Raw genomic sequence first — 19,211 nt, forward strand, 5'->3', positions numbered from 1 at the left:
GCGTATACTGTCAGCATGCCTCGTATTTCCGCCGCCTCTAACGCCGCTCAGCGGGAGAACACTCAAAACGCGATTCTGAAATCCTTTGGGGAACTCCTCTACACCCGCGGCCTCACCGGTCTGACCATGACCCACGTTGCTAAGAACGCGGGAATCGGCCGGACCGCCGTGTACAACTATTTTGCCGACATGGGCGAACTCCTGGTTGCTTATGCCCTCGATGAGACCGAGCGGTTCATCAACGATCTACGTCACGAGCTGACGAGCGTCATCAACCCCATCGACCAACTGGCGGTCTACGTGCGCATGCAGATCGAAGACATGTCCCGCCGGCATCTTCCTCCCGGACCTGCCATGAGGTCGGTGCTCTCACCGGAGTCTTTCGAAAAGTTGGGCCACCACGTCGGTGAGCTCCAGGCGGTTTTGGCGCGCATTCTCAGGGCATGTATCGACCAGGGCTACCTCGCCCCATCGGACATCACCGAGCTGGCACAATTAGTGCACGGCTCGTTGAGCTCGGCCGCAGACCGCGGTAAGAACGAGGATGAAGCCGAGCGCGATCAGCGGATTCGTCAGACCACGAAATTCATTCAATTGGGCCTCGGAGCCCAATTCGACGCCGAGGGCCGACCCGTGGCCGCATACCGGGACGAGCTGAAGGAGCCGGTGCTTCGACCGGTGGCCTCCTAGGCTGAAATTAACGACGTCGCCCCACCACGGCGTGTGGTGGGGCGACGTCGTTAATCCGGGCGTCAGAGGAGGCAGCCGAAGGCTGGGAGCCCTAGGAGGCCTGGTTGATCTGCCGCAGGGAATCGAACGGAGCGTGAGAGGTGATCCGTTCCTCGATACCTTGGCTCACAAACTGCTTGGCCTGGCGCGCCGCATCGAGGGGCGTGCGGCCCTTTGCGAGTTCCGCGGTGACGGCGGCGGCCAGAGAGCAACCGGCGCCCGCGACGGCAACATCCCCAATTTTGGGTGCCGAGAGAACCTCGAGGGTCGTGCCATCGTAAAAGACGTCGATCGCGTCAGCGCCGTCCAGCCGAACGCCGCCCTTGGCGAGAACGACCGCCCCGGATGCATCGTGAATGCGGCGGGCCGCCTCTTTGAGGTCCTCGACCGTCGAGATGTCATCCATCCCGGAGAGTGACAGGGATTCGAAGTGGTTCGGGGTCACGAAGTCCGCCAACGGGAGGATTTCGGACTTGAGTGCGCGGTCGGTGTCCAGGGCGGCTCCCGGTTCCTGGCCTTTGCAGATCAACACCGGATCCAGCACGATGTTCTTCGGTCGAGCCGTGCGGAGAGTTTCCGCGACGGTACGAATGGTCTCGGGGGAGCCGAGCATGCCGATCTTCACGGCATCCAGCTCGTAGACGGTGGTGTTAACTTCGAGCTGATTCTGAAGAGTCTGCTGATCGATCGGCGTGACGCGGTGGCCCCAATCGTTCTGCGGATCGAACGCGACGATGCACGTGAGCGAGAGGCAACCCGAGACGCCGAGCGCCTGGAAGGTCTTGATGTCCGCGAGGGCTCCGGCGCCGCCGGTGGCCTCCGAACCTGCGATAGTCATCGCGACGGGATGTTCATTGGTCGTAGTCATCCCCCTATTATTCAACCGCCAGGTAAGATTTTCACGGCTCGGGTGGCAGACGGGCCCGGCGAGTCGATCTCGCCCTTCAAACAGTCGAACCACGGCCCCTCGCAAAGGCCGCGTTAATACAGATTGGTGACCTTCATGAATTCCACCCCATCCCGCCGTGAGCCTGCGCCAACGACGCCGGATATGCCGGCCGATGCTCCGACAACGCTCCCGCACGCACCCCGGTATGCTCAGCGCCCCCGAACGTATTTCGACCTTCTGCTGGCGCTGTATTGCGTGCTCCTCATCCTGTCGAATATCGGAGCCACCAAGGGCGTGGCTTTTGGACCGATCTTGACCGACGGCGGGTTCTTCCTGTTCCCTCTCGCCTATGTTCTGGGCGACGTCGTGACCGAGGTGTACGGATTCAAGGCCGCGCGGCGGGCGATCATCGCGAGTTTCGTCGCCGGGGCCTTGGCTTCGCTGAGCTTCTGGCTGACGATGATCCTGCCGGCCGCGGACTTCTACGAAAATCAGTCGGCCTTCGAAGCAGTGCTGGGGCCGGTCCCGAGAATCATCGGTGGCTCGTTGCTCGGATTCCTCGTGGGCCAGCTGTTCAACGCCTGGGTCATGGCTCTGCTGAAAAAGTGGACCGGTGAGCGGTACATGTGGATCCGCCTCATCGCGTCGACCCTGGTGGGAGAGTTCTTCGACACCTTGATCTTCTGCACCATCGCCGCTCCCATCCTGGGGATTCAAGAGTTCGGCGACTTCGTGAATTACCTGTTCGTCGGCTACTTCTACAAGTGTTTGATCGAGGTCGTCCTGCTACCGATCACGTACCCGGTGATCGGGTGGTTCAAGCGCCATGAGCCAACATTCCCGGCAGGTCCCGTGGTGCCGAGTCACACAGCCCGCTAGTCGGTGAAGCCGGCGATCTCGCCGATGTCCATGAGGTATGCGAGCTGAGCCTTGAGGGTTTTCAAGGCCGGTCCGCGGACCTGGTCGGGCACGTGAGCGTAGATGTCGTCGGTCAGCGCAGTCGCGGAGGGGCCGAGATCGTCGTTGGCCGCCTTGAGGCGGAGCCGCAAGTCGTGGATTCGGGTCAGCCGGTGTTCCAGCAGCCGGTCGCACGCTTCCTCCAGGAACTCGCCGTGGGGACCGTGAGCTGGAAGCACGGTGAACCCCGGTTCCTCTTTGAAGACTCGGAGGGTGTCGAGGTAATCCTCGAGGTCGCCGTCGGGATAGTCGAGCATCGTCGTGCCGCGGCCGAGGATGGTGTCTCCGGTCATGATGACGCCGTCGTCGAAAATGCTGAGGGCGATGGAATCGGAGGTGTGACCGGGGGCGTGCCACACGCTGATCTCCACGCCGGTACCGTTGAGCACTTCCTCGTCTTGGAGAGGGAGCGCGTCTCGGCATTGGTCTTTATCCCACGCCCGAACGTGTGCGCCGGTGAGCTCGTGGAGACGGTCCACGTTTCCGGTGTGATCTTTGTGCCGGTGGGAAACGACGATGAGGTCGACGTCCACGGCGTCGACGATTCTTTGAGCGTGCTCGGCGGAATCTGGTCCAGGATCCAAGACCACGACCCGTGGTTTTTCCTCGTCGCCGAGCGGGGGGAAGTTTTCGCCGAGAACACCGACGACGTACGTGTTGGTGCCCTCGAGAGTCATGGAACTGGGATTGTCGACCGTGAGATACGCGGTGTGCTGACTGGTGCGAACCCACGTGTGGGAAACCTCGCTGTGCGGTGCGGCTTCAAAGTTCGACGATGCGCTCATGGAACTAGTTCACCACATACCCGGGGTTTGTAGGCCAGCGAAGATCTCGATGACCCCCGTGCGTCCGCATACTGGGCAGTGTGCGTAACGGCTGAACATTGGGTGATAATTGTGGTCAATTCACTCGTATTCTGCCTGAGGGGCTAGAAGGTTCTATGGGAAAAAATTCCACACAAGGGTCGCTGACTCGTTCGCTATCGCACGAGCAGATGACCATGATTGCGCTTGGCTCGGCGCTCGGAACGGGGCTGTTTCTCGGATCCGGCGCTGCCATTGGCATTGCAGGACCGGGCGTCATCGTGTGTTACGCCATTGGGTCCGTCATCGCGGCCATCATTGCGTGCGCGGCCGGTGAAATGGCCGTTAAGTATCCGGTTCGCGGAGGGTTCGGCACGATGGCCGGTCGGTACCTCGGTGCCTTCGGCGGTTTTGTGACCCGCTGGGCCTACTGGGCCACCACGGTCTGCGTGGCCGGTGCCGAACTCGTGGCTGTGGCGACGTACCTGAAGTTCTGGTGGCCGCAGCTTCCGTTGTGGGTTGGCATCGTGGTGTTCGCGGTGATCGTCGTCGGCCTGAATGCTTCGAGCGTGAAGTCCTTTGGCCTCGTCGAATTTTTCCTGTCGGGAATCAAGGTCATCGCGGTGATCGCGTTTATTTTGATCGGCTTGCTGATCGTGTTCTTCGGTCTGCCGAATCATCCGGCCGAAGGGTTGGGGCATCTCACGGAACATGGATTCTTTCCCAACGGGCCCAGCTCCATCTGGCTCGGTATGGCGGCGGTGATGTTCTCCTTCGGCGGCGTCGAGCTGATTTCGATTTCGGCTGCCGAGGCCAAGGACCCCATCCGTTCGGTTCGCAGCGCGGGCAAGGCGACGATCTGGCGCCTGGCATCGTTTTACGTTCTGGCATTGTTCGTGGTCATGGCGATCATGCCGTGGTCAGCGGCGTCGGCTACCGGAGATCTTTCCTCGAGTCCCTTTGTGATGGTCTTCTCGGACGTTGGTATTCCCGCCGCGGCCGCTGTCATCAACTTCATTGTTCTGGTTGCCGCACTTTCTGCGGCGAACGCAAACGTGTACGCGGGTACTCGCCTGATGCACTCGCTCTCTCACCAGGGTATGGCGCCTCGCGCGTTGGAGCGGACAACGTCGCGAGGTATTCCCCTGGGTTCTCTGGCGGTTTCCTGCCTTGGAATTCTGGTGGTGGTCGTCCTCGCACTGGTCACGGAGGACGTTTTCATGATCATGATGTCCGTGATTACGACCTTCATCCTCGTGGTGTGGATGCTGATCTTGGTCTCGTACATCAGGTATCGCCGAGAAGCTGGTGCCACCTCCGAATTCCGGCTTTTGGGCGGAATTCCTATGGCCGTCGTCGGAATCTTGGGATTGCTGGCGATTGTATTGGCGGTATTCTCCAGCGAGGACATGCGCTTGCCTGGAGTCGTCGCGTTGTGTTGCTACGCCTTCTTGACCGTGGTGTATTTCGTCGTGGTTCGTCGTCACGTCGGAAACGAGCAGGATGCCTTTGATGAAGCTGAAATTGCTCGTGCCGAAGGATAGCTAGCACTTTCATTATGCCTAAAATTCATAGCTGAATTAAACAAACCGGGCTACTGTGAGTGCGGGGAATCCTTCCCCGCACTCACTCGCAATCATTCACGCGTACACATGTCGCTGCCTTCAGCCCATTGTGTGCTGCTGAGTGAATCCTGAATTGTAGGGAATCCTTCAGTATGAGTTTTACCCGCCCGGTTTCCTCCGGCCGCACCACTGCGCGGAAAATCGCCGTCGTCACGCTCGCGTGCTTTGGTCTCTTGGCCGCTCAAGCGCCGTCGCTTGCCGCGCCTCAACCCAGCGCCTCGCCCACACAGCCGTCTTCTGCAGCGGACGCCACGGTGACGGGCACTTCGACATCGTCTCTCGCTGCCATCACGAACGGTCGTGAAAACGACCACGTCAAGAAGCTGGTTCCCGAAACTGACGTGTTGACGCAACCGGCATTGGGCACGACGCCGCCCAGCAGTGGCGGTTCGAATCCGGGCGCCACGTTGGGGCAGGGGAGCAAACCTCTGGAATCGACCAGCCATCTTTCCTCGGCCTCCCTGAAATCGGCGGCGCAGGATCTGGAAAAGGCTAAGACGGGGCAGGCCGTGGACCCGAATCACTCGGCCGCCGTCGCCGGCACTGAGAAGGAATCGGTGACGGGGGCTGCGGCCGCCGGCACTGGCGTTCAAGGCATGGATGTCTCCGGTTGGCAGGACAACGTCAACTGGAATTCCGAATACGCCAATGGTGCTCGATTTGCCTCGATCAAAGCGACCGAGGGCATGGAGTATGTTTCGCCGCAGTTTTCTTCCCAGTACAGTGGCGCGACCAGTGCGGGGATGTACCGCGGCGGCTACCACTTCGCGTTGCCCTCCGTTTCATCCGGAGCCGCACAGGCCGATTTCTTCGTCAATAATGGTGGCGGTTGGACCCCAGACGGCCGTACGCTGCCAGGCCTGCTCGACGTCGAGTTCAACCCGTATCAATCCTTGGGCGATTCTTGCTTTAACATGTCGACGGCCCAGATGAATGCGTGGATTTCATCGTTCACCACACAATATAAAAACCGTACGGGCCGTTATCCCACGATTTACACCAACTCCTCGTGGTGGTCCATGTGCACGGGAAATACGACCCTCTTCAATTCGATGCCTTTGCACATCGCGTACTATTCCTCCACTCCGGGGCCCATGCCGGCCGGATGGAGCACGTATGACATTTGGCAGTATTCATCGACGGGCCCTTACTCGGGCGACTCCAACGTCTTCAACGGTGATTCAGCCGGCTTGAGGGATTACGTGACCAATGCCAATTACCGGCCGCAAGGTAACCGTGGAGGCGGATCAGCATCGGATACCTACACGGCCGCCAACGGAAGATTCGTCAAACTGAATGTGGCGATTGGCGGACTCTGGAATGGTAATAGATCCAAATACGGGGAGCCCGTCAATAACGAAACCTGCGGCTTGGTCGGCGGGGGTTGTTATCAGACCTTTTCCAACGGGTACACCATCTACTGGGCACCCAACGGTCGTGGCGCACACGCGGTCTTCACCTGGGGTGCGATTGGTCAGAAGTGGATTCAGGCTGGTTATGAGCGGGGTTATGGGTATCCGGTGAATGATGAGCAGTGTGGTTTGATCGGTGGCGGTTGTTTCCAGGCGTTTTCGAATGGTCAGACGGTGTATTGGACGCCGAATAGCAATGGGGCTCATACGGTGAAGACTCGTGGTGCGATTGGTCAGAAGTGGATTCAGGCTGGTTATGAGCGGGGTTATGGGTATCCGGTGAATGATGAGCAGTGTGGTTTGATCGGTGGCGGTTGTTTCCAGGCGTTTTCGAATGGTCAGACGGTGTATTGGACGCCGAATAGCAATGGGGCTCATACCGTGAACACCCGTGGTGCCATTGGAGAGAAATGGATGAACGCCGGTTTTGAACGGACCTACGGGTACCCTCTGACCGAGGAAGTGTGTGGGCTCGTGAACGGCGGTTGCTTTCAAACCTATTCCAACGGGTACACGGTGTATTGGACTCCCATCGGCACCGGGACGCACGCCGTTTATACCTGGGGCGAGATCGGCAAGGAATGGATGAGCGCCGGCTACGAGCGGGGCTACGGCTATCCCACGACGGACCGTAAGGCCGTGGGCGGGCAGTACACGCAAACCTTCTCCAACGGGAAAACCTTGACGAAGGCGAGCTAGCCCCTCGCCTTTCCATCCCGCGGGACGCCCAACGTTGTGACGGTGGGCGTCCCGCATTCGTAGAGGCCTGACTAGTCTTGATGTATGAGTTCTCGCAAAGTCACCGTGGAAATTCCCCTGCGTTGGGGAGACATGGACGCGTACCACCACGTCAATAACGTTCACGTCGTACGCATCATGGAAGAGGCGCGCATCGCCGTTTTTGGGCCGCCGCCGGCGGCACCCGGGACCGAGGGAGTCGATGCCCCCATCCCGCTGTTTAACCATCTACCAGAGGGCACTCAGGCCCTGATCGCCGAGAACCACGTCAAGTATCGGGCGCCACTTCCGTACTGCAGGACTCCTGCGCGGGTCGAGGTATGGGTGGATAAGATTACCGCCGCGAGCATTTCGGTTCAGTATCGAATCTTCGACGGGGAAACCGGTCAGCGATGCGTGGACGCCTCCACGGTGCTGGCTTTTTACAATGCGCCCGAGGGGCGCATCGTCCGTGTCTCCGCCAGTCAACGGCGTTTGCTCGATGAGGCGACCGGGGAAGCATAGCCCGCTCCCGGATCTTCAGGCAATGACGACGGCCCGGCACCTCCACGCGGGAAGTGCCGGGCCGTCGTCGTGCGCTGAGCCTACCGGGGCACGACGGTGATCACGGGATCGCCGAGGGACAGCGGGCCGGATCCGGTGGCGGTGACGCTCTGATACTTCGACGTGTTGGTCACGAGTACGGGCGTGATGGCGTCGTAGCCCGCCTCGTCGATCACGGAACGATCAAAGGTCAGCAGCTTCTGGCCGGCCTGGACCACGTCACCTTTGGAGACCTCCGCGGTGAAGCCGCGGCCTTGCAGGTTCACGGTGTCGATTCCCACGTGAATGAGCAACTCGACGCCGGAATCGAGGCGCAGACCCAAGGCATGCCCGGAGGACGGCGTTGCGATGACCGTTCCACCTTCTGGGGCGACGACGGTTTCGGCCGTGGGGCGTACCGCGACGCCCTGACCGAGCTTGCCGCCGGCGAAGATCGGGTCGGGGACCTCGTTGAGCGGAACGACGGTTCCTTCCAACGGCAATCCCACGGTCACCTCGTTGGTTAACGTGGCCGTCGCCGCGGCTGCCCCAGCGGGGGCCGCTCCGTGTGCGGCCGAGTGTTGGGGAGTTCTTGCCGGTTCGGACTGTGCGAGTCCGGCCTGGGTCTTCTCCTCGGTGGGAACCTCGTCCGCGGGGACGGTCTGCTTGGCCAGATCTTCCTCGCGCTGAGCCTTGGACCGGAACCCAAAGATGATGACGCCGGCCATGCCGCCGAAGTACGCGACGGCCAGACCAATTGCGAAGAGCGGCACGGGCTGCATCGCGGGGATGGACAGGAGAGAGGTGAACGCGAATGCGTAGGACTTCACGCCGAGGGAGGAAATCAGCCCACCGGCGATCATCGCGGGCACGAGGATCAGCGGGAAGACTCGCTTAAACCGCAGAACCACACCGTAGAGCGAGGGCTCAGAAATGCCGCCCAGGAGGCCTGAAATGGCGGCACCGGTTGCCACCTGGCGGAGTTCCTTATCCTTGGCCGCGCGGATCGCCACGCCGGTGACCACGCCGAAGACGGCGAAGTTGTAGGCGGCCATCGGGGACTGGATGAAGTCGTATCCGAGGGTCGAGAGGTTGGAGATCATGACCGCGTTCAACGGCCAGTGCAGGCCCAGCGGGACCATGAAGAGGTACGCGCCGGCGACGACGACGCCCACGATTGCGGGGTTAATGCCGTTGAGCCATTGGAAGACGTTGGAGATGCCCAAACCGAGGTTGACGCCGATCGGTCCGATGACCAGAGCGGTCAGGGGAACCATGATCAAGATCGAGATCATCGGGACGAAGACCATGTGGAGCATGTTCGGGATGATCTTCTTGAGGAGTCGCTCGAGCGGAGCCAACACGGCCACGGCGAAGAGCGGCGGGAATACCTGACCCGTGTAATTGAACAGATAGAGCGGTACGCCCCATTCGCCGATGTGGAACAGCGTGATGTGGTCGGCGCCGTCGGCCATGGTGGCCAAGCCTCGGAAAGCATCCGTCATGAGGGCCGCCGGAATGGCCGCACCAACCCACATGTTCGCGCCGAGGCGTTTGGCCGCGGTTGCACCGATGAAAATGGGCATGAAGTTCAGAACGGACAGGGCCGCTCCGAGAAGGATGAACCAGAACGGGAATTGGGCGCGCCAATCGTTGAGCATCGCGGAATTGGCGGCGTCGTCACCCAGTTTGGGCCCGTTGACGAGGTCGACGTTGACCACCTGGCCAGCGAAGTTTGTGTATTGGCCGAAGACTCCGAGCTGCTGCAGCAGCACGATCAAGGTGAGGATCATCGAGGAGCCGAGGAGGGCCCACAGGACCGGGCGGAACGAGTCGGAGAGGACGTCGAACATGCGCGTGATGACGCCGCCCTTGGAGCCTTTGGTGCTTTGCGCGGCGCTCGAGCCACCCTGTCCTTCGTCTTTGGCCATTCCGGGCAGCGCGGCCATTTCGTCATAGACGTTAGCGACCTCGTTGCCAATGACCACCTGGGTTTGGCCCGACTGCTCAATCACGGACAAGACGCCGTCCGTTTTTTCGATGGCAGACTTCTCGACCTTGCTCTTGTCGTTGAGCGTGACCCGAAGGCGCGTTGCGCAGTGCGTGAAGTAGGCGACGTTGTCCGCCCCACCCAGGCCCGCCAAGACGGACCGTGCCGTCTTTTGATAATCCACGATGACTCCTCGTTGAATCCTCCGGCCCGCGAGCCGGAATTGGACACAAAAAAAGACCCGAGTCGCGAGGTTTCATCGGGAGGACGCTCGAAGACGGTGCCTACCTACGCGGGTTCCGGGCGAACGTGCCGCTCCAGGTGCGCGATGAAACCATCGGCCGATGCCGATGGCGCGACTCAGGTCTTGCCTGCTGTGTCAGTAACAACCCTGAAGGTCCGGCGCTGATTGCCGAACCGCTGAAGATACTACTCGCACGTTATAACCTGCGCAACGGTACTTATCAGACCAGGTTTGAAGGGAGCCGGCTTTGTTATAACGTGCGGTTCGGATTAGACCTCCCCAGAGGCCACTCCAGCTCGGAAGGCCACGGGCTGGTGCTGACGCATCCACCGGCGGTGGACCCAGAAATTGATCTCGATGAGTACGCTCCCAACGGCGGCGATGATGAGCGCCGCCGCAAGTAGCTGAGGGCCGGGGAGCGTGAACTGGTGATACGTCAGGGAGATGGGGATCAGTAGGACCAGCACCAAGGCCATGTACATTCCCAGCAGGAGCGTCCAGCGGGCCGCCGAGAGCGGGCGCGACCCGACGCAGAGAATCCAGAGGCCTACCAGGACCAACACGATGAAGTTGGCGGTCTGAACGTCTCGGGTCGGCGGCATGCCATCTGGAGCCAAGAACTTGGCGTAGTAATTGATCCCCACGACGCAGAGGGTCACGACGACGGCGCTGGGCACCGCAAAGTGCAACGACCGCCGCAGGAACCCGCCGACGTAGCGCCGATTGTTGGGCAACATGGTGAGCACGAACGAGGGGCCACCGATCATCAGCAGGTCGGCGGTCGAGTACTGGCGGGGCAGGAAGGGGAACGTCCACGCCAACAGGCCCAGGGCCAGCCCCATCATGATTGCGAAGGTCGTTTTCGTCAGGAAGAGGTTGGTGACTCGCTCGATATTGGCAATAATCTTTCGGCCCTCGGCGAGTACCGACGGGAGGCGCGAAAACTTGCCGTCGAGGAGCACCAAACGGGATACGGCCTTGGTGGCAGGGGCAGCGTTGCCCATCGCGATGCCGAGGTCGGCGTGCTTGAGGGCCAAAGCGTCATTGATGCCGTCGCCCGTCATGGCGACGACGCGTCCCCGCTCCTGCAAGCCGGTGACCATGTTCTTTTTTTGGTGTGGAGAGACCCGGCCAAAGACGTGGTGGTTGAGGGCGGCTTCGGTGAGTTCATCGCCGTCTTCGGGGAGTGCGGAGGCGTCGACGGCGTCGTTCTGAAGGTCCATGCCGGCCAAACGCGCCGCAGCCGCCACCGTGGCCGGGTTATCCCCAGAGAACACTTTGAGGTCGATGCCTTGTTCGGTGAAATAGGCCAGCGTCTCCGCGGCATCAGAACGGACCTGCTCGCGGAAGGTCAAGAGGGCGACGGCTTCCCACCGGTCGGGGAGTTTCTGGACGGGCCGTTCGTCGTCGTCGCGGATCAAGGCATCCGCGGAAGCCAACACCATGGTGCGCATACCCTGGCTCGCGAGCTCTAACGCCCGGTCCAAAGCGGGGCCCTGATCGAGTAGGACTTCAGGAGCTCCGAGGAGCCAAGCCCCAGACGAGGCGAATTCGAGGCCAGAAAAACGGTTCGCTGACGAAAAGGCGAGGCGCCCGCTGGGCTCGACGCCTGACGTGGTCTCAAACGCGGGGGCGAGAGCCGCTGCGGTGGGGTTGGCGTGAGGATCGTGCCCGAAGTGAGCGAGGGCCTCCCGTGCGGACTCGGTGAGTTCGTTGCCACCAGCCAGCGGATGAACCTGATCAAAGGTCACGCCGCCTTCAGTGAGGGTTCCCGTTTTGTCGAAGCAGACGGTATCCACCCGAGCCAGGACTTCCACGGCCGGCTGCTCCTGGATCAGAACCTCGGCTCGGGCCAACTTCACAGCGGCCACCGCGAAGGAAATCGTCGTCATGAGCGCGAGCCCCTGGGGCACCATGGACGCCACCGAGGAGACGGCGACCACGAGAGCATCGCGCCACTCTCCGGTTTCGAAGGCATGATGCCAACCACCGACTGCTTGCATCTGACCATTCAGGACGATCGCGATGATGGGGATCAGCCCGATAGAAATCCATGTGACCACCCGCTCGGTCGCGGCCCGTAATTCTGAATTGATGGGGGCGAATTGCCGAGCTTCCTTGGCCAATCGGGAGGCGTGGGAGCGCTCGCCGACGGCAGTCACGCGCACGCGCCCGGATCCCCCCACCACGGACGCCGCGGAGAAGACCTTGTCACCGGGCTGCTTGACGACGGGGTCGTTTTCCCCGGTCAGAAGGGATTCGTCGAGGTCGAGCCCGTCCGCGGTCAAGACCACGGCATCCGCGGGGACCTGATCGCCACGAGAGAGTAGGAGGACGTCGTCCAAGACGATCTGTTCGAGCGTGACCTGAACAATCTCGCCGTCGCGGAGGACCCGTGCGGGGTCTTGACGCAGCAGGGCGATCTTGTCCAGTTGACGTTTTGCGGAAAATTCCTGGACGAAGCCGATCACGATGTTGGCCAAAGCCGCGAGGGAGAAGAGGAGGTCGAGCCAGCGGCCGAGGACGATGATGACCGCGGCACAAGCCCCCAGCGTGAGGTTGAAGAGTGTAAAGAGGTGGGTTCTGACGATGGCCCAAACGCTGCGTGAGGTGGTGTTCGGCTGGTGGTTCGTCAGCCCGCGTGCCGTTCTCGACGCGACCTCATCCGAGGTGAGACCTGTGCGAGCTAGTTGGGCGTCATCTCGCGAAAGCTCGAGCGTCGCATCCTGGGGCCGGGCAGCGGGCATCGTTCTCCTCGGGGGTTGCGGCTTACAGCTTCCAGCTTACGGGGGCCGGCCCGGCAGACGGGGTAGAGAGGGGTGGAGTATTTGGAGACCAACAGTGCCGTGCGACACATGGTGAATGGCCCATGACGTGGGCGGATCTCCGGCGTCGTCGGAATCTGTGAGAAGACATGCCCGGAGAGGACACGGGGTGCTGCCCTTGCGGTGGCCGTCGCGACGTGGACGGCCACCGCAAGGGTCAGGCGGATTGATGCTCTAGCCGAAGTGCCGAGGCAAGGTACCGGACCAGGCCTCGCGTAGCTCCTCGAGGCCGATGCTCGCGATGCCCTGGAGATCCAAGGCGTCGTTGACGGCGTCCACGACGCCGATCCGAGCGAAGGCGTAACCACGGGCGGTGCACATGTCCTTGAACCGCACCTCTTCCGTCCGAGGCACCGAACAAATGGCCCGGCCCTGCGATTCGGAGAACAGCAGGGTGAATTCGTCGACGCCGTCACGCTCGGCGACCTCGCCCAGTCCGATGCGGGCGCCGACGCCGAAGCGGAGGCAAGAGTCTGCGAGGGCCGCCGCGAGGCCACCTTGGGAAAGGTCATGTGCGGCATCGATCATGCCGTCGCGCGACATGTTCACGAGGATGTCGCCCAGGAGCTTCTCTTGAGCCAAATCTACCTTGGGAGGGAGGCCACCCAAGTGGCCCTTCATTCGCGCCCATTCGGATCCGTCGAGCTCATCCGCGGTGGTTCCCAACAGGTAGATGGCGTTGCCGTCCTCGGTGGAAGCCCATCCCGAGGGAGTCCGCCGGCCGACGTCGTCGAGAACGCCCATCATCGCCACCACCGGGGTGGGATTGATGGCGCGACCACCCGTTTGGTTGTACAGGGACACGTTGCCGCCCGTGACCGGTACGCCGAGTTCCATACAGCCGTCGGCCAAGCCGCGCACGGCCTCCGCAAACTGCCACATGACCTCGGGGTCCTCTGGGGAACCGAAGTTGAGGCAGTCGGAAACCGCAACCGGGCGCGCACCGGAGGTCGAAACGTTCCGGTAAGACTCCGCGAGGGAGGCTCGGGCACCTTCGTACGGATCAAGATAGGCGTACCGGGGGTTGGCATCCGTCGAGAGGGCGACACCGAGGCCGGATTCCTCATCGACACGGATCACACCGGCGTCGTCGGGCTGGGAAAGCGCGGTATTGCCTTGGACGTAACGGTCGTATTGATTCGTAACCCATTCCTTGGAGCACAAGTTCGGCGTGGACATGAGATCGAGCACCGCCTGCCCGAGCTCCGCGCCGGCCGGACGGTCCACATCCGCGGCCGACCCGGTGAACCGGTCCGCCTGCGTGGTGTCCTGCCACGAAGGGCGCTCGTAGGGGCGTTCGTAGGTGGGGCCTTCATGGGCGACGGTGCGTGGATCAACGTCAACGATCACCTCGCCGTTCCATTCGATGACGAGCCGACCGGAGTCGGTGACCTCGCCGAGGACGGAATATTCGACGTCCCACTTGGCCATGATTTCTTCGAATCGGGCCATGTTTTCCGGGGTCACCACGGCCATCATGCGTTCCTGAGACTCGGACATCAGGATTTCGCCCGGGGTCAGGGTGCTATCCCGCAACAGAACCTTGGTGAGGTCAACGTGCATCCCGCCCTCACCATTGGAAGCCAGCTCCGAGGTGGCACACGAAATGCCAGCGGCGCCGAGGTCCTGGATCCCTTCGACGACCGACCCCTTGAAGAGTTCGAGGCAGCATTCGATGAGCACTTTTTCGGCGAAGGGGTCACCCACCTGAACCGCTGGACGCTTGGAGGGCTTGGCGTCATCGAAGGATTCGGAGGCCAACACCGAGGCCCCGCCGATGCCGTCTCCGCCGGTGCGCGCGCCGAAGAGAATGACCTGATTGCCAACGCCGGACGCGTTGGCGAGGCGGATGTCCTCGTGTCGCATGACGCCCACGGCCAAGGCATTGACCAACGGATTTGCTTGGTAGCAGGGGTCAAACTCCACCTCACCGCCAATATTCGGCAGGCCCAGAGAATTGCCGTATCCGCCCACGCCCGCAACGACACCGTGGACGACGCGCTGCGTGTCCGGGTGATCGATGGCACCAAAACGCAGCGGGTCCATCACGGCCACCGGGCGGGCGCCCATCGAGATGATGTCGCGAACGATGCCGCCGACGCCGGTTGCAGCACCCTGATATGGCTCCACATACGAGGGATGGTTGTGGGACTCGATTTTGAAGGTCACGGCCCAACCGTTGCCGATATCCGTCACACCGGCGTTTTCGCCGATGCCCACCATCAGGTCTTTCTTCATCTCCTCGGTGACTTTGGCGCCGAACTGTTTCAGATGAACCTTGGAAGATTTGTAGGAACAGTGCTCGGACCACATCACCGAGTACATCGCCAACTCGGCGGCCGTGGGGCGGCGCCCGAGGATCTTCTTGATGTCTTCAAATTCGTTGTCTTTGAGGCCGAGCTCGGCCCAGGGGAGGTCCGTGTCCGGTGTGGAGGCGGCGTGCTCGACGGTGTCCAGATTGAACTGCTGGTCATTCATGATGCGTGAAAATCCTTGGGGTCGGATCGAAAGATCAGGCGGCGGCGATCTGGCGGATCAGGGACGTGAAGATGCTGAGGCCGTCGGTGCCGTATCTCATGGCGACGTCGCCCGATCCCGAAGCGGAGGGGCCGAACCCGGGTTCGACAGCGTGTTCCGGGTGAGGCATGAGCCCGACGACGTTGCCGCGCTCGTTGGTGACACCGGCAATGTCTTGGCGGGAACCGTTCGGGTTGCCCCCGACGTACCGGAAAGCCACGCGGTTCTCTTCCTCCAAGGCCCGAAGGGTCGCATCATCGGCGACGTACTGACCGTCCTGGTTCTTCAGCGGCACGACGATCTCTCCGCCCCGCTCCAAGTCGGCCGTCCAGGGTGTCTGGGTGGTCTCGACCCGCAGCCGCTGATCTCGGCAAATGAAGGTCAGGTGATCGTTCTTGATCATGGAACCCGGCAAGAGGTGCATTTCTGTGAGGATCTGGAAACCGTTGCAGATGCCGAGTACGGGAAGCGGCGAGGACCCCGACGTGCCCGAAGCCGTAGCGGCGTCGTAAACCTTGGCCATGAGCGGGGCCTTGGCAGCGATGGCGCCGGCGCGCAGGTAGTCGCCATACGAAAACCCGCCGGGGACGACGACGGCGTCGACGTTGAGGAGATCGGTGTCTTTGTACCAGAGCGGAACGGGAGTTCCCCCGGCGAGTCGCACAGCGCGGGCGGCGTCGCGGTCATCCAGGGTGCCCGGGAAAGTGACGACGCCGACCCGAACATCCGCGAGGCGCTCGTCGGGGTTGTTTGCGGAGAAATCCGCGATCAGGGGAACTTCGGTGGCGGAGAGGGACTGAGTCATGATTAGTCCTCCGCGACGGAGACGTTGACGACGTCTTCGATGACGGGGTTCGAGAGGATTTCCTCGCCGGCCTTGCGGGCTTCGTCGAGATGACGCTGTGTCACGTCGCCTTCGACCGTCAGCTCGAACCTTTTCCCCTGCCTGACTTCCGTGAATCCGCTGATGTCGATATGCGGCAGTTCGCGGGCGATGGCCTTGCCCTGCGGGTCGAGAATTTCTGGCTTGGGCATGACGTCAACAATGATCCGGGGCATCCGTCGCTCCTGTACGCGGGTTGGGTACGCGGTTGGTGTAATTGGGCGCGCGGGCACCGGTGCCGTCTCACGTCGGACACGAAGTACCAAGACGCTCCGCGAGCTTGCTACATCAGTTTAGCCGTTGTTGAGGCTCGTCGTAGCCGCGATGGTTCAGCTGTGGATAACCGATGACGGTGGGGTTATTAAGAACCGGACCCCGAGATTGATTTGGGTCGAGCAGGATCCAACACGGATTTCGGATCGAAAAAGTCCGGCAGAGGTGATGGCTTACCTTCGATCGCATGTTTCAGCGAGATGCCATCGACGTTGATGCGAGCTTCGCGCAGGTAGTTCGGACGCAACTGTCCCCAGGCCGGGGTGGAAGCATCCACGTTGAAGTAAGCATTGAAGCCCTGCGATTTGAGGTAATCGAATTTTGGACCGGAATAGTCTTCGACTTTGGCGATATCCGCGCCGAACGGATAAATGAGCAAATCGGTTGCCCCAATGAGGGGTGCCACTTCTCGTTGCCATTTTTCGTTGTCTTCGCGAATCTGTTCCAGGGGCGACGTCGTGAAATTGATGTGGCCCCAGGAGTGGCTCGCAAATTCCCAACCGCTGGCCTTGATGGCGTCAGCAACGTCCTTCGCCTTTTTCTTGTCTTCGGCCAGGTTCTTATTGCTGTCCTTATACGAGTAATCCGACGTGCGGTATCCGAGAACGCCGTTGTATCCGGTCATTGCGATGACGCCCTTGGCGCCGTCGTGGGAGAAATCGGGGTGCTCTTCGAGGAATTCATCCACGATGGGCAGATGATCGTACGCTCCGGTGAGCTTTTTCCCGGAAGCATCGTGATATTCGTTGACGACCTTGCCGTCCTTGACGGTCAACCGGTCCGCGAATCCGTCACCATTCATGTATTCGTAATATGACAGGTCGTCAAAGGAGATGACCAGAGGCTTCTTGCCCTCCGGAATATCGAGCTTCTTGGGTGTGACGGCACCGTCTGGAGACGCCGTATAGAGCTGATGGGGGCTGACAAGAATGTATCCACGGTCGTATGTCTGCTGGAGGATGCTCTTGAACTCTTTGATCGTGACCATGTAATCGAGGTAGCCGTTGGCGTCCTCGTCACCATCGAAGGCCCTCTTGGGATCGGCCACCAAGGAATGGAAGAACAGGTGGGATACCGCCGCGTTGTCTGGCCAGGTCACTAGCTTCTGGGAAGGGCTGGGGGAGGCTGAGGACGAGGCCGAAGCGGAGGAGGGCGACGCCGAGGATTTGCCCGTATCGCCGCCTCCCGTCTGGCCGCATGCGCTGAGAAGAAATGCCCCAGCAAAACCTGAGGCGGAGAGGATGGTTGCACGACGAGAGATGGACACCGGAAATTACTTCCTAACGATATTCGGTTTCCTCCATGGCCACTCCAGATTTTCATAAGCTGAGTGATATTTGGGGCTCTTCACAGATGAGGGTGTAGCTGTGGTGCGACCTGGGGCGGCGCGTCGGTGTCGGGGTGAGGGTCGAGGTCTTCCGATGATGGGAGTTCTCACACAACCCGTCCGGAAGACCTCGACGTGCCTGACGCTACCTTCACGCGCCCTGACCTGACTACCTTCACCCGCCTCGACGGCCTCGGTCTGGAGGTCACCGGCCAGCTGCTCGAGCCTGACCGGTCCGTGCTGGCGTGCCGGGTCGTGGAGCCGGACGACTGGTGCAGGCGGTGCGGCTGCCAGGGCGTGCCCCGTGACACGGTGAGCAGGGAGTTGGCGCACGAGCCGTTCGGGTGGCGCCCTACCACGCTGGTGCTCACCGTGCGCCGCTACCGCTGCAAGGAGTGCTCGCACGTGTGGCGTCAGGACACCACCGCTGCGGCGCCGCCGCGGGCCAAGATCTCCCGCGCCGGCCTGCGGTGGGGTCTGGTCGGGATCGTCGTCGGCCACCTGTCGATGGCCCGAGTTGCCGAAGGACTGGGCGTGGCGTGGAACACCGCCAACGACGCGGTCCTGGCTGAGGGCCGGCGTCTGCTCATCGAGGACCCGACCCGCCTGGACGGTGTCAAGGTCGTCGGGGTCGATGAGCACGTGTGGCGGCACACCCGGCGCGGTGACAAGTACGTCACCGTGATCATCGACCTCACCCCGGTCCGGGACGGCACCGGGCCCTCACGCCTGCTGGACGTGGTCGAAGGTCGGTCGAAGAAGGCGTTCAAGGACTGGCTGGCCGAGCGGGACCAGGCTTGGCGCGATGGGATCGAGGTCGTGGCCATGGATGGGTTCGCGGGCTTCAAGACCGCCACCACCGAGGAGCTGCCGGACGCCGTCACGGTTATGGATCCCTTCCACGTCATCCGGTTGGCCGGGGACGCTCTCGATGAGTGCCGCCGCCGAGTCCAGCAGGAACTGCACGGACACCGCGGACGCAAGGGCGACCCGCTCTACACCGCGCGGCGGACCCTGCACACCGGGGCTGACCTGCTCACCGACCGCCAGCACGAGCGCCTTGACAAGCTCTTCGCTGGGGACCGGCACGTGCAAGTCGAGTGCACCTGGGGGATCTACCAGCGCATGATCTCCGCCTACCGTCACCCCGACCGGGCAGCCGGCCGCGTCGAGATGAGCTCCGTGATCGACGCCCTCGCCGACAGTGTGCCTGAGGCGTTGGTAGAACTGCGCAAGCTCGGCCGCACCCTGACCAGACGCGCCTGCGACGTCCTGGCCTACTTCGACCGGCCGCGCACGAGCAACGGACCTACCGAAGCCGTGAACGGTCGCCTCGAGCACCTGCGTGGCCTGGCCCTCGGCTTCCGCAACCTCACCAACTACATCGCCCGCGCACTCCTCGAAGCCGGCGGATTCAGACCACACCTACACCCCGAATTGTGAAGAGCCATATTTGGGGATGTGCGCAAATATTGCT

General features: G+C 61.8%; 14 protein-coding genes. 6 read left to right on the top strand and 8 right to left on the bottom strand.

Annotated features, from left to right (window positions below):
- The first annotated feature begins 15 nt into the window (after positions 1-15).
- Entirely contained in the window at positions 16-690 is a 675-nt protein-coding gene (locus tag B9Y51_RS05470) for a TetR/AcrR family transcriptional regulator (RefSeq protein WP_048681617.1), read from the top strand.
- Between the two features lie 91 nt (positions 691-781).
- Here the strand turns inward: B9Y51_RS05470 and B9Y51_RS05475 are convergent, their stop codons facing one another.
- Positions 782-1,597 (bottom strand): hydroxymethylpyrimidine/phosphomethylpyrimidine kinase, encoded by an 816-nt coding sequence (locus B9Y51_RS05475; RefSeq protein WP_085529080.1) that lies wholly within the window; start codon positions 1,595-1,597, stop codon positions 782-784.
- A gap of 135 nt (positions 1,598-1,732) precedes the next feature.
- Here B9Y51_RS05475 and B9Y51_RS05480 point away from each other — a divergent pair, with 135 nt between their 5' ends.
- Positions 1,733-2,497, top strand: a complete 765-nt coding sequence (locus tag B9Y51_RS05480; RefSeq protein ID WP_085529081.1) for a queuosine precursor transporter — start codon at positions 1,733-1,735, stop codon at positions 2,495-2,497.
- On the opposite strand, the gene B9Y51_RS05485 is transcribed toward B9Y51_RS05480, so the two are convergent.
- The gene (locus B9Y51_RS05485) at positions 2,494-3,360 is read right to left on the bottom strand and encodes an MBL fold metallo-hydrolase (protein ID WP_085529082.1); all 867 of its coding nucleotides are present in this window, start codon (positions 3,358-3,360) and stop codon (positions 2,494-2,496) included. The genes B9Y51_RS05480 and B9Y51_RS05485 overlap by 4 nt on opposite strands.
- Positions 3,361-3,515: 155 nt before the next feature.
- On the opposite strand from B9Y51_RS05485, the gene B9Y51_RS05490 reads away from it, so the two are divergent.
- The 3 genes from B9Y51_RS05490 to B9Y51_RS05500 all read left to right on the top strand — a co-directional run bounded on the left by B9Y51_RS05490 (position 3,516) and on the right by B9Y51_RS05500 (position 7,657).
- Positions 3,516-4,922: an amino acid permease gene (locus B9Y51_RS05490; RefSeq protein WP_048681404.1), complete on the top strand. Its 1,407-nt coding sequence runs from the start codon at positions 3,516-3,518 to the stop codon at positions 4,920-4,922.
- A 173-nt stretch (positions 4,923-5,095) separates the two neighbouring features.
- On the top strand, positions 5,096-7,114 hold the full coding sequence (locus tag B9Y51_RS05495) for a GH25 family lysozyme (RefSeq protein ID WP_085529083.1): 2,019 nt from the start codon (positions 5,096-5,098) through the stop codon (positions 7,112-7,114).
- An 84-nt stretch (positions 7,115-7,198) separates the two neighbouring features.
- Positions 7,199-7,657, top strand: a complete 459-nt coding sequence (locus B9Y51_RS05500) for an acyl-CoA thioesterase (protein WP_085529084.1) — start codon at positions 7,199-7,201, stop codon at positions 7,655-7,657.
- 80 nt (positions 7,658-7,737) lie between these two features.
- On the opposite strand, the gene B9Y51_RS05505 is transcribed toward B9Y51_RS05500, so the two are convergent.
- The 6 genes from B9Y51_RS05505 to B9Y51_RS05530 form a co-directional block, all read right to left on the bottom strand.
- Positions 7,738-9,849, bottom strand: coding sequence for a glucose PTS transporter subunit IIA (locus B9Y51_RS05505; protein ID WP_085529085.1), 2,112 nt, complete (start codon positions 9,847-9,849; stop codon positions 7,738-7,740).
- Between the two features lie 329 nt (positions 9,850-10,178).
- Positions 10,179-12,656 (bottom strand): HAD-IC family P-type ATPase, encoded by a 2,478-nt coding sequence (locus B9Y51_RS05510; RefSeq protein ID WP_085529086.1) that lies wholly within the window; start codon positions 12,654-12,656, stop codon positions 10,179-10,181.
- 252 nt (positions 12,657-12,908) lie between these two features.
- Positions 12,909-15,212 carry a phosphoribosylformylglycinamidine synthase subunit PurL gene (gene purL / locus B9Y51_RS05515; protein WP_048684006.1) on the bottom strand — a complete coding sequence of 768 codons (2,304 nt, stop codon included), beginning with the start codon at positions 15,210-15,212 and terminating at the stop codon, positions 12,909-12,911.
- 34 nt (positions 15,213-15,246) lie between these two features.
- Complete coding sequence (purQ, locus tag B9Y51_RS05520; protein ID WP_085529087.1) at positions 15,247-16,056, bottom strand: phosphoribosylformylglycinamidine synthase subunit PurQ; 810 nt, start codon at positions 16,054-16,056, stop codon at positions 15,247-15,249.
- 2 nt (positions 16,057-16,058) lie between these two features.
- Entirely contained in the window at positions 16,059-16,310 is a 252-nt protein-coding gene (locus B9Y51_RS05525; protein WP_085529088.1) for a phosphoribosylformylglycinamidine synthase subunit PurS, read from the bottom strand.
- A gap of 185 nt (positions 16,311-16,495) precedes the next feature.
- On the bottom strand, positions 16,496-17,674 hold the full coding sequence (locus tag B9Y51_RS05530) for a polysaccharide deacetylase family protein (protein WP_085529089.1): 1,179 nt from the start codon (positions 17,672-17,674) through the stop codon (positions 16,496-16,498).
- A gap of 195 nt (positions 17,675-17,869) precedes the next feature.
- Here B9Y51_RS05530 and B9Y51_RS05535 point away from each other — a divergent pair, with 195 nt between their 5' ends.
- Positions 17,870-19,177, top strand: coding sequence for an ISL3 family transposase (locus tag B9Y51_RS05535; protein ID WP_048680651.1), 1,308 nt, complete (start codon positions 17,870-17,872; stop codon positions 19,175-19,177).
- The last annotated feature ends 34 nt before the right edge of the window (positions 19,178-19,211 follow it).

It is taken from the genome of Kocuria massiliensis (genome assembly GCF_900169715.1).
GTDB classification, from domain to species: Bacteria; Actinomycetota; Actinomycetes; order Actinomycetales; family Micrococcaceae; genus Rothia; species Rothia massiliensis.